Genomic DNA, 14,918 nt, shown 5'->3' on the forward strand with positions numbered 1-14,918 from the left:
TCCTTTTGAAACGCCTTCAAAACGCGTAGCGTTTAGTGGGTGTTGTTCATTTACTAGTAGTAACAGTATTCCTAGACAAACACGACTAGTCCTGAGAAACAAAAGGACTTGCTGTTTTCTTCTCCTGTAGATAATGTGAAGAAAAGGTAGCAGGACGAATACCGTAGCGAATGCAACAAAAATCAAACCGAAGTTGAGTCCACTCAAGATTCAAACCATACGCTCTTTGACTAGCACCAAGCCATAAGTTTGCAGCTTCCAGCCAATCGTTGCGACGCTCTTCTTGCCCAGCTCTAATTGCTAACTCTAAATATTTATACTTTATTTCGCTCAATTTAGCTACTCAATCTCAGGTTCAAGTTCGTAATCGATATTGGTGATACATCTTCCAATAGCAATTCCTTATAGCATGCTCAGTGTTGATGCTATTTTTCTTACCTTTATATACAATGACTTAAATTTAAAAGTTTATCCATTGTTTCACCTATTATAATAATCCAATAAAAAACATGGCAAACAAATTGTCAATAATTTTAGTATACGTTTAATGAAAAAATTGAATTGCAGGCCATATTTACGTATTTAAATTTGAACCGAGTTTACTTATCAGCTAGGTTAAAATATCTCGATAACGTGACTATTCACCACCCTATTGGGCGATGCTTCTTATTTCATTAGCCGTTGCTCGATAGTATCGAGACTTACGCGACTTCCATAAGCAGAGACGACCGTCCAGCCGCCTTTAATTCTAGAATACCTCTATCACGGAAATTAAGAGCAGCATTTAAGTCGCGATCGATATCTATAGCACCGTTAGACGGACAATCCAATTTGCGAACCTCTAAAGGCATTTCTTCCGTTTCATGACCGCAACAATGGTAAGTTTTATAGCTTACATACTACTGAACGAGCTTTATTGGGTAATTACCTTGCCCTTTTAGTTTTGTAGTCCAACTTAACGACAAAGCTATGCTATGAGGCATCTGCTATGTGTTTTGCTAGTTTGCGGTTTTTCATCATGTTTGCCGATTTCAATGTCTCAACTACCACTGCTTGGTTTTCGTCAGCGAGAGTTCGAGAGAGTTGGTGTTGAAAATCAGCGCGAGCGTTAGCCGTTTTCTCAACGCGTTGTACAAATCTTGGATTAGCTATCTTTCGGTCATTAGATTCAACGACAAAATGAAACAAGCCCAGGTCAATGCCTGTCACGGTTTTAACCGTGTGTTCAAGTGCGGGAGCGTCTTTTCCGTCATTGATAAGGATTGAAGCATAAAACTCGCCCGTCTTGTTTAGGCTGACGGTGATGCTTTTTGTCTTGCCAATAATGTCACGATGAATATTCGCCTCAATCGGCGTCATCTTCGACTATTTTAAAGCACCATTAAGAACCTTGACACCGACACAGTGATCGCTTGATTGCTTCCTGCGTGCGGGTAACGCGCCTTTAGCTTTGAATTAAGAGATACACCGTGGCGTCTGTACATGTGAGTCTTTATATGTAGAGCTTTATTATAGTTGGCGGTGCGGAAGTCGAAAAATCAGGCTCTTACGTAAAGAGCCAATCAACTTCAGATTAAGACGCCATCGCGTCTTATGCCTTATCTCCCCCGACTGCATCGAGCTACTAAAATAGCTTCTCGAAAACGCCCCCTTACCTTCATGTGATGACAGCTTCAACGAATGAACCGTCGAAAATGATGAATAAGAGAGTATAAAAAGAGAGCATTGTAAGGATAAGTAAATCTATCTTAAAGCCCATATACCTCTTTTTAAACTCCCTATTTATTGTATAATTGAAATTATAACAATTTATTTAAAAATAATTATTCAAATCGACGCCTAATCTTTAACAAGATATTCAACAAATTATCTAATTCATCATATGTATGTGAAGCATTGATAATAAACCTGAACCTTGCCATACCTAATGCAACGATAGGGTATTGTATAGCTACTGTATATATATTATTGTCAAATAACTCTTTTTCAAAGAACTTCAGTTTATCATCATCAACATATACAGGGACTATTGCACCTGAACCACCAGTTTTGAAATTTTTCTCTACCAATAGCTGTCTAAAGTATTTCACTTTATTTTCTAATATATTTTTTTCTATTCCTTGATTAATTCGCTTTAAGGATTCCAAAACAACAGCTGCGCTATGAGGCGGAATCGATGCTTGATATATGTAACTTGAAGACCAACGCAACAATGAACAATATTGACTAGATGTTGAGACAATTCCACCTACAGAAGCACAAGATTTAGAAAGAGTCGTCATAATCACATCTACACTATCTAGTACATCAAGTTCACTTGCCAAGCCAGCCCCGTTATCGCCGTACATACCAAATGAATGAGACTCGTCAACATACAGAATGAACTTATAATTGTCCTTCAGTTTAGCAATTTCTTTCATGGGAGCTTGATCTCCACTCATTGAATAAACTGATTCAATCGCCACCATTATATTTGTGTACTTATCATGATACTTTTCAAGTTTCCTACATAAGTCATTGATATCGTTATGCTTAAACCTTATAAACTTTGCTCCAGAAAGCTTGCAGCCATCAATTATGCTCGCATGACATTCTTGGTCGATAATAATTAAATTATGTGAACAGCTTCCTCCCATTAAACCAGAAATAGCGCCTAAATTAGCGGTAAAGCCGGTTGAATATAAAAGTGACTCTTCTTTTTTAAAGATTTCTGAAAACCGATGTTGTATTTCTTTATGTAACTCACAATGACCACCGGACATAGCAGAGGTGCCCGAACCGGTTCCGTATTTGGAAAACGCTTCAATACCAGCGTTAATAAGTTGTTCGTCTCGATTAAGTCCTAAGTAATGATTTATGCTCCATATCGTCATGTTCTTAGATGTGTTGCTGTTCAAAACTTTGCTCCGGTGATTGCTGCCACCAATCAGAGTTGCATCGTAGTACCAATTTTCATTTTTTTCTAACTCATTCTGTTTTTTTAAATACTCAGAAGTGATTTCAGATAGTTCAAAACAGCCTTGTTCGTACATTTTTCGCTTCAACAAACCAATAGGCATATCTTTCATTCTATTCACCTGTAACCATTATCAATACTAATAAATTAAGATTGTTGATAAATTAAGATTGTTGATAAATTGACTTAAAGAATTATTTGGATGTCACTTGCAATAGCACGTTACAGCCTGCGTGAATAACATAGACCAACTACATTCCTGATGACCATAGATCTCTATCATAAAGATTTAGCCCAAAGAAAATAATCAACAACATGCATATTAGTGTATATAGCTTTTTATACATAGTTATAGTTTTTAGTTGAATAAAAAAAACATCCTACACATCAAAAATGTAACAAAAAAGACGAATCATATATCACATCAACATGTAATTTTTGACAAAATAAAACCAGCAGTTAACAATATTTACTACTTCAAAGCCATAGAATCTATTGCTTCAATCGATGATATTTTCGTGATTTTTTGGCAACCACAAACAGTGGTTTTATATCCTTTTTGGGATTCAGTGTGACATCATGCTTACAGTACATGTGATGATTGCAATCTGATAAAACCTTGTTATACGCACACCGCCAAATTTAGCCATCAAAAATTCAGCTCGTTCTTGCGTTGGATAAATGCGTACTTTTGTTGCTCTTAACACTTCAGCACTCACCTATCTAATGCCTGGATATTTCTAACCTAGATGGGGTTATTAAAATGAGTGCCACAACAAATATTGGCTTCAAGACTGCCTCAGGAAAGGCATTAGAGTGAGCAAGTTGATCGTTCATTTAGTGTTGACTACGTAATACAGACGCAAGTTGTTGTTTGGAGTTATGAACGAGCAATTAAGAGAGGTATTTGAGTCAGCGCATGTAAAGCTTGAGTGCGGATTGTTAGAAATGGATATCGAACAAGATCACATTCATTTTCTGTTCTCATATCCTCCCAAACTTTCAATGAGCGTAATGGTTAACAACTTGAAAGCAGTTTCATCTCGTACGTTACGACGACAACACACCCTCCTTACAAGGTAGAGCAAAGCTCCTCTCTGTGGTCTCGTTCATACTTTGATTGCTCTGCTGGCGGTGCGACAATTAAAACACTAAAAACATATATAGAGAGTTAATCGACTCTAGATTAAGACGCGATAGCGTCTTACGCCTTCTATCCTCGTCCTCATCGGGCGGGGATAGAAGGCGAAATAACTAAAAGATCTTTCTTTCAAAATAAATAGGAGAGAATATTCGAAATGATTGAATATCAAGTAACAAAGATAGACTATTAGCCTTCGTTTTCGATGAGAATATCTCTAATAGCAGCGTCCAGTTTGTTCTGAATTTCTTTTGATAAGCGTCCAAACTCGTAAGAAAAGTTACGTCCCTTTACTCTCTTGCGAGCAAACATTCCCTTGCTATTAAACAATGCGAGCTGAGTAACTTCTGTGGTATCGTTGATTTGCTTAGCCTTAGCTTCAACGATTTTCAATTCACTCTTAATCAAGCCAACAATAGCGTCTTTTTGATCTTCAAGCGAATATTCAGCCTGAATGTTGACAAGTTTTTGTTCTATCATTTCAGCAAAAATGGCCAATTTTTCATTATCGTCACAAATTTTCATTACTCTATCTAACAGTGAGTAATCAGGGTGTGATAGATCGTTTGCTATAGGAAATAACTTAATAAGTTTTTCGTCGATACTTGCCGCTTTCATCGCTTTGCTTACGCCCGCTTGGCTAAGACCGACTTGCTTTGCTATTTCAGTTTGCGTTATATCTTTATTTGTAGCTTTAATAGCAACACACTGCAGACCAATTTCTCGCAGGTTGTGTTCTTTAGCGGTTTGCAGTTGTTTAGCTAGAGCTTTAGCATCACTAATAGTAATTTCATCTCTGGTGACAAGAATACGAAATGACTCAATATTGCCTTTCTGTAACAAGAACCAAGCACGCCGACGAGAACCATCCAACACATCTATTTTGCCATCAACTTCTCGACCTACGGCTGGATAGAATTGTTGAAACTTTAAAGAGTTTAAATCAGCCAAAGATTCTGCTGTCAGCAAAGACTGGTCGCGTCCATTTACATCGAAAGTTACTACAGTTTCATCACGAACTTGTTCATAGGACAAGGTCACTTCGTTGAATATAGCACTTTCACCAGACGCAAGTTGCCAGTTCATGTGCGGCCCGATAGATTCTATACCAAATTGAACACGGAGGTATTCCGCCGGGTTTGTTCCAATCTTCTCCATTTCAGCAGTTATCTGCTGTGTTAGGCTGGTTAAGTTAGCTTTTGCAGCGGATTGTTGAGCTTCAATAGAACCTGGGGCATTCCCCAAGGGACTACCACCTCTTTTTTTCGCCATTATTCTTACTCCTGTTCACGCCACACATTAAGGATGTCACGCTGGATTTGACTAGTTACTTCGTAGCTATTTTGCTGAGCTGTTTGAAAAGTAGACTTGCTTTTTGGGTACTCACTCTTAGACATGTCGAAAACTGTCGATAATAGAGAAGATGCCTGTCTAATCGCTTCGCTGTGTTTGAACTCTTTTGAGTACAAATAAGGAGCAAAGTGATCGTAGAGACTGTTCATAAGTTCTGTAGTAGTAGAACTATCTCGATGGTTTGTCAGTAGTATTTTCATAAAGTCATACCCATCATGATTAGCATTAGCTAATAATGCCCAAACTTGTGGAATATAACTAAAGTATGAGCAAGTCGCATCTATATCGTTTTCTGTAATGGAAAGTGGGAATACCACGCTGGTAGCGGCAAAATACGCATTGTAGGTCGCATAACCTAATGAAGGTGGAGTGTCAATAATAATGATATCAAACTCACTTTTCACGGCTTCAATAATTTCAGCCAAGATCGAGTAAGGAGATAACAACTTTTGACTAAAGACCTGTTCATGAAACCAACCTTCGATAGCTCGGTCACTCTGTGACGCAGGTAATATCCGTAAATTAGGTATTGTTGTTTCGAGAAATGCCTCAGATACAGCTTGTTGGAACGTTTCGTTCTGATCTAAATCGAAGTTTCGCATTATGAGATCACCAACAGAGAGGTTACCTTCTTGATCAGCTTCAGGTGCGTAGTACATTGATAAAGTTGCTTGACCATCCATATCGATTAAACCTACCCGATACTCTTGGTGAAATTCAGTAGCTAAACCCGACGCGACTGTTGCCGCAGATACTGTTTTCCCTACTCCACCCTTCTGATTTTGAATCACAATAACTTGTGTCGATTGAGATTCGCTACGCTCAAATTTTGGTTCCTTGCGTAACGTCACCGGCAACAGATCACGAACACTGTACATTTCTTTAAGATCGATGGACCACTGTGAATCCTCGTGACGACGTGGGTCAATTTCTGCAGCGGTCACGTACTTATCCAGGGTTTTTGCATCGATGCCTAAATATGATGATGCCTCTGCTCGTGTAAAGTTGCGGAGCTCTTTACGGTGATTAGCTAATAGACGCTGGTTACGACGTTTAATATAGGCATCAGCACCAAGTTTGAGTGACTGAAATCGCGTGGTAGTTTCCTGAGTATCCATTTCTGTCTCCAAATGGGGATTGAAAACAGTATATCCCTTAAATTTTAGTTAGTATAGTTAAAAGTAAGGGACACTCTTAAAAACTGTGATTTCCTTATAAATATGATCTTTAACATACAAGCACGGTTCTTAACCTCATGCTTAGCGCTCTTCTCATATAGATTTAAGGATCACAATTCCCGTTTTTGATCTTGACGAGTTCTTATCGCGTCATCTGTGGATGTCGTCGATTCAAAGTATTTTACGTGTCGTCATTCTGGCTGAAGAGTCTTCTATCGTTGAGTTGGAACCTAGGACTTCACTGGAAGCCTTAAACGATATGTTTTTACTAGGGGTTGAATAGTATGACAATGGTCGCGGTTTACGTAGGAACTGTGTGTTTTTTTATTGAAAAGCGAAAAAAAATTTCTCTTGTGGGTAACTGTGTAAATCTCTGATTTTCCAGTTATCCACATGAGCTATAAAGATCTATAGTTTCTATTTAAAACTATAACTACTATAAAAACTAAAAGATCTATAAGGCTTTTAAGTACTTGAAAAACAAAAAGAATAACTTAGCAAAAGATCATTATTCAGGTGTATAAATAACACTTTTTAGGTGTTGATGATCTTTTATTAGGTTTTAATGATCATTTGATAGGTAGATTCATTACATTATTTAGGTGTTGATGATCGTTTTTAAGGTGAAAGAATGACAAATCTTAGGTGTTAAACCTGTAAAATGACAAATCTTAGGTGTGCCATTCACATTTTAGAGATTCGACAGGGTCAATTGCATTTTTCTTGCCCAATATAAGACATATTTTAGGTAAGATTTCCTTTTCTATACCTTAAATATGTCTTAGTTCATTCTGTGTGACCTGATTTTTGTCAGCTTTAGGGTGAGAACACCTAATTGTTGTCTTTAATAGTCGGGGTTATTGCTAATTTCAGATAACGTGTCGATTTTATTAAGGAGGGAATCGATCTCATCTTGTTGCCCGTTATCTATCTCTGTAGCGCGAGCGAGGTGCCGTTTTGACAAGCTCTCTTCAACTTTCAGTGCATGTTGCTCTTTACCTATATAGCGGTACGCTATTGCTAAAGCTTCTAGCTCAGCCTCTGTCAGCATTACACTGTCCTGCAAGCGTTTGAGTTCTAGTTTTCGTATTGTTTTTAACGCATCGTGTTGATTTAGCTCTTCTATCGTTCCTAGTTTTATCCAGCGGAACATGAACTTGATGCCAGTGATGGTTCTGCCTTTCTTTATCACCTCAAACCCTTTTTCCCCATTTTCTCCTTCTAGGAACAAAAGCTCTTTTCTGATTTGAGGGTGATCTGTTAGTTCTTTGATACTTTCGCGAATACAACGTTTCATAAACACGCTGTTGTTTTTAAAAGAACTTTTATCCTTTTTGAGTTTTCCTGCCTCATCAAGTAGACCAAACACCCCTTTTAGTTCATCAAGTTTTTGTTGATGCATCTCGAATCCCTTATCTTTAAAACGACTAAGCAATTCATAGAGGCGTTTCGAGTATTCTTTTTTAACATCAAAGAAATTACGTGTGTTGATGAGAGCAAATCCTTGATTATATTCTATGTATTCTGACTTAAGCATGTCGTTTGGAACCATGGTTAAGATCCCGTTCTTGTATGCTATGTGTTTGAAAAGCGGACGGTAATCGAATTCAAGATCTCCTTTCGTGCTCTCGACTTTAATACCGATTTTTCTACTTGCGAGGCGATTAGCAACGGGACTAAGGTTGCTCCCTATGTGTTTGGATTCTACCCCCAACCACTCTGATAGTTGATGCGATGTAAATTCATAATGAGGTGTACTACGTTCCCAATCTTTTGCTTTCATGTGTGCGATCATTAGTGCGAACATATCGGCTTCGCGAGCTGACAGATCTTGGCGACTAAATACGAGCTGATGACCTTTTTTTATGTGCTTAGGTAAGTTGTCACTTACTACAGGGTAGAAGTATTCTTCATCACTCATCCCATCACTCCTTAAACTGACATAATCTAGGTAATTATGACATATTTTAGGTGAAGAGAAAGCTTCTTCACCTAAAATATGTCATTTATGAGATATCTAATTTACCTGTTTAAATTGCATAAAAGATAAGTGATTTTTTGCTATATGATGAATTGGAGTTCTATTATGAATTTTTGTGTTAGCGGCGCGACACGTGTAAGAAAGTGATTGTCACGTTAAAAGTTGAAGTATGAGTACAACAAATTAGTACTAAATACACGTGTGACACTGTCATTTATTTTCATACTAGCTTTGATCAGGTACACCACAAACGCCACGCAGAATCAAGGTAACTAACCTGAAAACCTGACCAATTCAACCGTCATTAAATGGTTAGAATATTCTGATATGAATCAATATATTGTCGGGTGATATGTCGTGTTGTTTTCTAGCGCCGCTTTTGTGCAATTTGTTTGGTATGATTATTCAGGCTGAATATTGACAATAGTGGCATTCTTTTGATTTTGTTAGTTGAACCATCCTTGCTGTTTTCGTCATCAAAGCTACAGGGTTGCTTAGCATACGTCTATTTATAAACAGAATGGCGCAACACAATGCAAAGACGAAATAAAACGATAAGTTTGATGTTATTCCATGTTGTTAAACCAACTTAGATTTCAAAAAGGCCCGCGAAAGGGAAGCGGGCAAAGTACTGCAACTTCTTAATTGAAACGACTTAAACTTTTCTATACCAACAGCTAGTAACTAACTACTACTAGTACTCATAATATCGCCGCAAAAGTGTTGTCAGGCGAGTTTTATAGCTCGAAAATTTGAACAGCATACGCAAAAACAGCCACTAGTTTACATATCCTCTCCACTCTTAAGTCGGATTATGTATAGATTAGTTATTTCCAACTTAAATGTAAGAGAAAAACCTGAACATTGTTGATGTTTCTTATGTGTATCATTCTCTAAATGTAATGTGATGTTTAAATTAGCCTCTGCAACGATGGAATGTTATTGGTGTGTTTTTATTCAAGAGTAACTGATACTTACAATTATGTTGTTATGACTAAGATAAAATGAGAGTTTTTTGTGCAGAACATAATGCAATGGCGCCAAATGGGCACCTATTTCTTTTTTGGAAGTATAATTTGCGTTGGAAGTGTTTATATATTTAATCTTAAACACGCGAATAAACAACTTTCAGAGTCACATGCCACCTACCAAGCCTACCAAGTTGTTTTACTTCAGGAAAAAGCCAGTTTAGAAAAAGTAAATCAAACGTATCAGGTTCGACTTGATAACCTAACAAAAAAATTAAATATAAAAGCAGCCCAATATGATCAACTTGGTGCCCGAATAGCATCATTAGATTCTTTGCGTATTCAAGATATTCCATATGTTGAAGGTCATGACGGTCAAATTAACCAATTAGAGCTAGACGTATTAATCAAACATTCATTAATACAAGCCATTCCTAATGGAAGTCCTACAAAATTTCAAAGAATCTCCTCTTTATATGGTGAGCGTAATCACCCGATATTAGGAGTTAGAAAACTGCATAAAGGTATCGACCTGGTATGCAGAATTGGCGATCCTATTATTTCTCCAGCTGATGGGGTTGTAGAAACTACCCGTTCAAATAAGAGAGGATTTGGAAATTTTTTGACTGTGCGCCATGGTTATGGTTTTACTACATCCTACGCCCACCTCTCAAAATTTAAGGTACGTAGTGGGGAGTTTGTCCGAAAAGGGGATGAAATTGCAACCTGTGGGAATTCGGGAAATTCTACGGGCCCCCACCTTCACTATGAAGTGCGTTTTTTAGGCCAGTTACTCGACCCTAAGAATCTGATGGATTGGTCTGCGCAAGATTTATCATCACCATTTGAAAACGAAAAGATAGTTAAGTGGACGGAGCTTATTCGTATAGTTGCAAAAAATATTGAGCAGCAAAAGCGTTTTTCTAATGATTGGACGGATAACATTATTACCGTCTCCGATACAGTTCCGAATGAAGAAAAAAGCAGAGGTTAAATTTAACACTAAAAGCTACTCCCCACTTTGTTTAATGAAATGATTGTTGTTTCATGACTGAATTCGCGAAGCGACCGGAAGGATGAAGATTATATTCGTGACGACTCACCGCCCCAATTCGGCCGATACTTATTTCCTTAGACGTTGCTCGATAGTATCGAGCAACGTCCATTAGTAGAGATGACCGTCCCGGCGGCATTAAGTAAGTCACTAACGATATCTGCAGTTTCTCAAGACGGATAATTCCATTTGCGAACCTCAAAGGCATTTCTTCCATTTTATGACCGCAACAATGGCCAGTTTTAGAGCTTGCATACCACTGATCGAGTTTGATTAGGTGCTTACATCGCCCTTTCAGTTTGTAGACCAACTTAACGATAAAGCTATGCCATGAGACAGCTGCTATATGTTTTATTAGTTTACGGTTTTTCATGATGTTTACAGATTTCAATTGGAGAGTTAGTGTTAAAAATCAACGCGAGCATTAGCTGCTTTCCCATGGCGTTTTCTACGTGTAATTGTGCTTTCGCTCGATTGGAACTGCCTTTGGCTTTTCTGGATTGGTGACGTTGCTCGCGACATTGAGTTCTCTTAGCGCGTTTTTCACTTCTTGGGTTAGCTATCTTTCTGCCATTCGACTCAATTGCAAAGTGAGACAAAACAGATCAACTTAGCTAAGATGAAAAAAACATTGACAGTCAAACTATCTAGACCGTTGGTGTAGACGTTTGTATCAAATCACTCGCTGCTTGTTCGGATGGTGTGGTGTTAAACAATCCCAAATACATCAAGCAGTACGATGCTTGCTAAAGCGCAACGTAAACTTTCAAAGAAAGTGAAAGGTTCTAATAATTTCAATATACAACGCCTCATCGTGACAAAGATCCATGAGAAGATTGCACATTGCCGTGTTGATTTCACGCATAAAATGACAGCGAAACAGATAAACGAAAACCAAGAGATCTGTACCGAGTCATTGCCAGTTAAAAACATGTAGAAAAACAAAAAGCTAGCAAAAGCAATTAGTGATACAAACTTTGGCGAAATCGTCAGGCCGCTTGAATACAAAGCTGCTTGGTATAGTCGAACCGTGTCTAAGATTGACCAGTGGTTCCCAAGCTCTAAGTTGTGTGCTTGTTGTGGCGTTTCGTATCAAGGTAAATGGTCGCTTGCTATTCGTGAATGGCGATGCGATTGCGGTTCTGTAAACGACAGCGATTTGAATGCCGCTAACAATATCCACATCGAAGGGTTACTGCTAGCAACATAAGTATTAGTGGTGGTAGTTTAACTCTTGTCTCGGTATTCACATGATGGTTTCAAAAAGATTAATCTGTTGTACAAAAACTGTTGGGGTAAAGGTAGGTCTCGTCTTTTTCTCGTTCTTCAATCTTCGCCTTATCTGTATCGTATGAGCAAATATCCCCGTCCTGATAAATTGTTTTCAAGATATTATGGTCGAGATAGGTTAAGCGAAGCATGCCGCGTTCTTTCGCTACAATCATAATTTGCACCGTTTTGGGTGTCTTAGTTGCGTCTTTTGAAGATGAGCACCCAAGTAACAGTGTGCTTATCAGAACTAGGCTAAGTCTTTTCATTCTTTGTTATGTCTTTCTGAGTGAACAAATGGATGTACATAGAGAACAATATCTCTCATCCTCTTCTCTAGTCCCTTTTGATATAAATAGTCATCCATGCGTTTTTTGTGTTCTATCTGGGCAAAACGGTTCTCTGCTTCACAAGGTGCTTTTTTTTTTTTCAATCATGAGCATGGACTGCTCGATGGCGAAATAAACCTAATCATCTTTATCTTTTGGCATTTATTGCCTCGTATGTTTTTTTAACTGCGTTGATTTATCGTTTATTGAATCAAAAAGCAAACTAATAAATGATCAATATTTTAAAAGTGCAAAGCAGTGGCGGAAAATGACATTATAAGTGGCGAATCTTATTCGTGTTTGTGATTCACTTGCTGTGCTGCTCCGGCAGCTTTCATTTCAAATGGTCTTATAAACAACTAGGACATTGCTTCGCTTTGTAAGAGGGAAGTGATTATCAAGCCCCAAGATTTATGGATGAAGCTTGGGGTTTTGGTAAGTATCAATTTGTTATTTATGGTTGCGGTTTTGGCACAGTGTCGCTCCTTTCACTCATATCAATTTCGTTTTGGTTCTGACTTTTAAAAAATCCAAAGGTTTCAAGATTGTAAACGATAGCGATATCACTTCGGTAGAGTTGGCAAAAGCGGGATTCAAGATGAAAGACTTGCACTTTTACCCTGTGGTTAGTCTCGATGAGTTAAAACGTGTGTTCCTTGACTTCTTGGTATCTGAATTGTCGTCAACTTGCTTTACTTTCCAGTTGAACGCTTACCCTTTTAGGGCGAGTCTCAGCACTATGGCTCCGGATACTTAAAGGGGAAAACCACATGACATTGAATTTCTAACAACTATGTGCGCGTAAGCCAAGTGGAAACATGAAGTACATTTTCATTGGCACGGTTAATAAGGCTCAGTTGTTGACGAAAACCTCAAGGTTTGGTCATACCAAAAATAGGCAGAGCGTCAAAGACTCATTCTTTGGTCATAACCATTATCTCTTTCGCTTGATGCTTAACGCTGTTTAACCGTAGGCAAAAAAAAACCGCTATCGAGCGGTCTTTTGTTTTCTGATCGTTATTTGTGGATTAAGCAATAGTCAACCAACATCGATTGTAGGTCTTGCCTATCACGTACCAACACGAGAGCTGCGGCGGTGTCAATGTGGTCATGATATTCATAGAGTAATTTGAAACCATCAAAGCTGAATTGGCGAATATTGTATATGCCAAGAGTCGTTAACTCGTGGCAAGGAGGGTAAAGTTCTGGATTATCAGTAATATTACTCTCAAACTTCTCTACAAGGGTTTCAATCCTCTCGACCACAACATCCTCTTCACTCCAGAGTGATAAGTAATTGATTTGGTCGTCTACCATATTTTCAAATGCTTCGGTGTATACAGTATTGGTGCTCATTAAGCCCTTCTTATTTGGATTTTCGAGCCGCCAATCTCTCCTTAAATTTGTCTGAACTGGTTGTTCGTCCAGCAGTCATATCTTCACGTCCAAAACTTACCAGTTTCATTAAAGCAATAGCCTGATCTCGTCTTTGGCGTTCTTCGTATGACTCCACAACATAAATCGGCTTGCCGTTCTGTGTTATGGTCATCGCATCATCTAAAGGAAGATCAGCTGCGTGTTTTTTCAAAAAACTTACAGTCTCTGTTCTCATACCTTCATGCTCATATCTCACGATGATTTTCGTATCAGCTATACTGTTATGGGTTTTTTATTTTATTTTCCCAGCAAGCATCAACACCTGTTCAGAAGAGTGAATATCTTCTGTACTATCAATATAACCTTTATGCCTGTAATGGTCAAATTTAGGCTAAATTTAGACTTGTGAGTGATGTTAAGAGATTTCACCGTAAACCCTTGCCTAATGAGGACGAGGGCATTCATCTGAATAACTAGATAAGCACAGCGCGAGCTAATCGAAAGTCTATTATCGAGCAATAATACATTCGATTGTTCATCGAATACTGGCGAAGCTTTTGGGCGCGGTAGAAACGGCTGTTTCCTACTCCCTCCCTCAGACCAGGTTTTTAATCTATGGTAAAGCACTATCGTTTACATGTCAGTGCAAGCTTAAATGGTCACATTCATGCATCAGGGTAGGTTGGGCACAGTCACGAAAATACATAAGAAGAATGAACTTGTGTGTGTTTTGAACAGTCACACATTAAGTGAGAATAGTCCTCACTTAGTATGGAAATTGTTTATGAAATCATTAGTTTTTGTTTTAACAGCGCTTTTATCTTCACCTGTTGTATACGCCGAACAAACGTCCCCTAAAATAATCAATTGTGCTGAAGTGCATCAGCTTCCAGACGGGAATTACTCTATTAGCATGGAGCTCATGATAAAAGATGGAAAAGCAGAGGTTGAGCAGTTATTTGTTGATGATGGAAGCGAGACAGAAGCAGAAATACCTAAGTTAGAACTACAAGGTTTTATAGGATGTATCGTACCTTTAGTTTCAAGTGAAGAGGTTGAGTTTGAAGAATAATTTGAGATTCCTTATGAGACATTTCTAACTTGCATCACCGTGTTACATTTTAAAGTTGTTGCAACACCATTTTTTGTCAATCCCATTTTAAAATGTCCTCTTTTCTCCCAAATAGAAATGTCCCCTTTGGGAGAAAAGAATCAAGGGTAGTGGGTTACTTGGTATGACTTGCTTTGAATTGTTCGGGCTTCTCTAAAACTGGATTTAATGTGCGTAACTACTCATTCATTGCTTGTCTTT

General features: G+C 38.2%; 14 protein-coding genes and 2 pseudogenes. 5 read left to right on the forward strand and 11 right to left on the reverse strand.

Features of this window, described 5'->3' with window-relative positions; genetic code table 11:
• Window positions 1-85: 85 nt before the first annotated feature.
• From KIT90_RS27555 to KIT90_RS27970, 5 genes and pseudogenes are all read right to left on the reverse strand, one after another.
• Window positions 86-334: an ANR family transcriptional regulator gene (locus KIT90_RS27555; RefSeq protein WP_285379736.1), complete on the reverse strand. Its 249-nt coding sequence runs from the start codon at window positions 332-334 to the stop codon at window positions 86-88.
• A 367-nt stretch (window positions 335-701) separates the two neighbouring features.
• Window positions 702-875 (reverse strand): annotated as a pseudogene (locus KIT90_RS27965) (zinc ribbon domain-containing protein); the annotation flags it as partial.
• 97 nt (window positions 876-972) lie between these two features.
• Window positions 973-1,359: a transposase gene (locus KIT90_RS27560; protein ID WP_285379738.1), complete on the reverse strand. Its 387-nt coding sequence runs from the start codon at window positions 1,357-1,359 to the stop codon at window positions 973-975.
• Between the two features lie 464 nt (window positions 1,360-1,823).
• Window positions 1,824-3,068, reverse strand: coding sequence for an aminotransferase class I/II-fold pyridoxal phosphate-dependent enzyme (locus KIT90_RS27565; RefSeq protein WP_285379740.1), 1,245 nt, complete (start codon window positions 3,066-3,068; stop codon window positions 1,824-1,826).
• Window positions 3,069-3,522: 454 nt separating this feature from the next.
• Complete coding sequence (locus tag KIT90_RS27970) at window positions 3,523-3,675, reverse strand: helix-turn-helix domain-containing protein (protein ID WP_373417714.1); 153 nt, start codon at window positions 3,673-3,675, stop codon at window positions 3,523-3,525.
• Between the two features lie 91 nt (window positions 3,676-3,766).
• Here KIT90_RS27970 and tnpA point away from each other — a divergent pair.
• A pseudogene (gene tnpA, locus KIT90_RS27570) lies at window positions 3,767-4,131 on the forward strand (IS200/IS605 family transposase).
• A gap of 155 nt (window positions 4,132-4,286) precedes the next feature.
• Here the strand turns inward: tnpA and KIT90_RS27575 are convergent.
• The 3 genes from KIT90_RS27575 to KIT90_RS27585 form a co-directional block, all read right to left on the reverse strand.
• Window positions 4,287-5,369, reverse strand: coding sequence for a ParB family protein (locus KIT90_RS27575; protein ID WP_285379742.1), 1,083 nt, complete (start codon window positions 5,367-5,369; stop codon window positions 4,287-4,289).
• Window positions 5,370-5,374: 5 nt separating this feature from the next.
• Window positions 5,375-6,568, reverse strand: coding sequence for a ParA family protein (locus KIT90_RS27580; RefSeq protein WP_285379744.1), 1,194 nt, complete (start codon window positions 6,566-6,568; stop codon window positions 5,375-5,377).
• 904 nt (window positions 6,569-7,472) lie between these two features.
• Entirely contained in the window at window positions 7,473-8,549 is a 1,077-nt protein-coding gene (locus KIT90_RS27585; protein ID WP_285379746.1) for a replication initiation protein, read from the reverse strand.
• Between the two features lie 1,089 nt (window positions 8,550-9,638).
• Here KIT90_RS27585 and KIT90_RS27590 point away from each other — a divergent pair.
• The 3 genes from KIT90_RS27590 to KIT90_RS27600 all read left to right on the forward strand — a co-directional run bounded on the left by KIT90_RS27590 (window position 9,639) and on the right by KIT90_RS27600 (window position 11,841).
• Entirely contained in the window at window positions 9,639-10,571 is a 933-nt protein-coding gene (locus KIT90_RS27590) for a M23 family metallopeptidase (RefSeq protein ID WP_285379748.1), read from the forward strand.
• Between the two features lie 799 nt (window positions 10,572-11,370).
• Entirely contained in the window at window positions 11,371-11,568 is a 198-nt protein-coding gene (locus KIT90_RS27595) for a transposase (RefSeq protein ID WP_285379749.1), read from the forward strand.
• Window positions 11,569-11,661: 93 nt separating this feature from the next.
• Window positions 11,662-11,841 carry a zinc ribbon domain-containing protein gene (locus KIT90_RS27600; RefSeq protein ID WP_285379751.1) on the forward strand — a complete coding sequence of 60 codons (180 nt, stop codon included), beginning with the start codon at window positions 11,662-11,664 and terminating at the stop codon, window positions 11,839-11,841.
• Between the two features lie 58 nt (window positions 11,842-11,899).
• On the opposite strand, the gene KIT90_RS27605 is transcribed toward KIT90_RS27600, so the two are convergent.
• The 3 genes from KIT90_RS27605 to KIT90_RS27615 all read right to left on the reverse strand — a co-directional run bounded on the left by KIT90_RS27605 (window position 11,900) and on the right by KIT90_RS27615 (window position 13,841).
• Window positions 11,900-12,076 carry a hypothetical protein gene (locus tag KIT90_RS27605; protein ID WP_285379753.1) on the reverse strand — a complete coding sequence of 59 codons (177 nt, stop codon included), beginning with the start codon at window positions 12,074-12,076 and terminating at the stop codon, window positions 11,900-11,902.
• A gap of 1,170 nt (window positions 12,077-13,246) precedes the next feature.
• Window positions 13,247-13,585, reverse strand: coding sequence for a type II toxin-antitoxin system RelE/ParE family toxin (locus tag KIT90_RS27610; RefSeq protein WP_285379755.1), 339 nt, complete (start codon window positions 13,583-13,585; stop codon window positions 13,247-13,249).
• A gap of 10 nt (window positions 13,586-13,595) precedes the next feature.
• Complete coding sequence (locus KIT90_RS27615; protein WP_021018379.1) at window positions 13,596-13,841, reverse strand: prevent-host-death protein; 246 nt, start codon at window positions 13,839-13,841, stop codon at window positions 13,596-13,598.
• Between the two features lie 549 nt (window positions 13,842-14,390).
• On the opposite strand from KIT90_RS27615, the gene KIT90_RS27620 reads away from it, so the two are divergent.
• The gene (locus KIT90_RS27620; protein ID WP_285379756.1) at window positions 14,391-14,678 is read left to right on the forward strand and encodes a hypothetical protein; all 288 of its coding nucleotides are present in this window, start codon (window positions 14,391-14,393) and stop codon (window positions 14,676-14,678) included.
• The last annotated feature ends 240 nt before the right edge of the window (window positions 14,679-14,918 follow it).

The sequence above is a fragment of the Vibrio sp. B172a genome (genome assembly GCF_030248355.1).
Lineage (GTDB): Bacteria > Pseudomonadota > Gammaproteobacteria > Enterobacterales > Vibrionaceae > Vibrio > Vibrio owensii.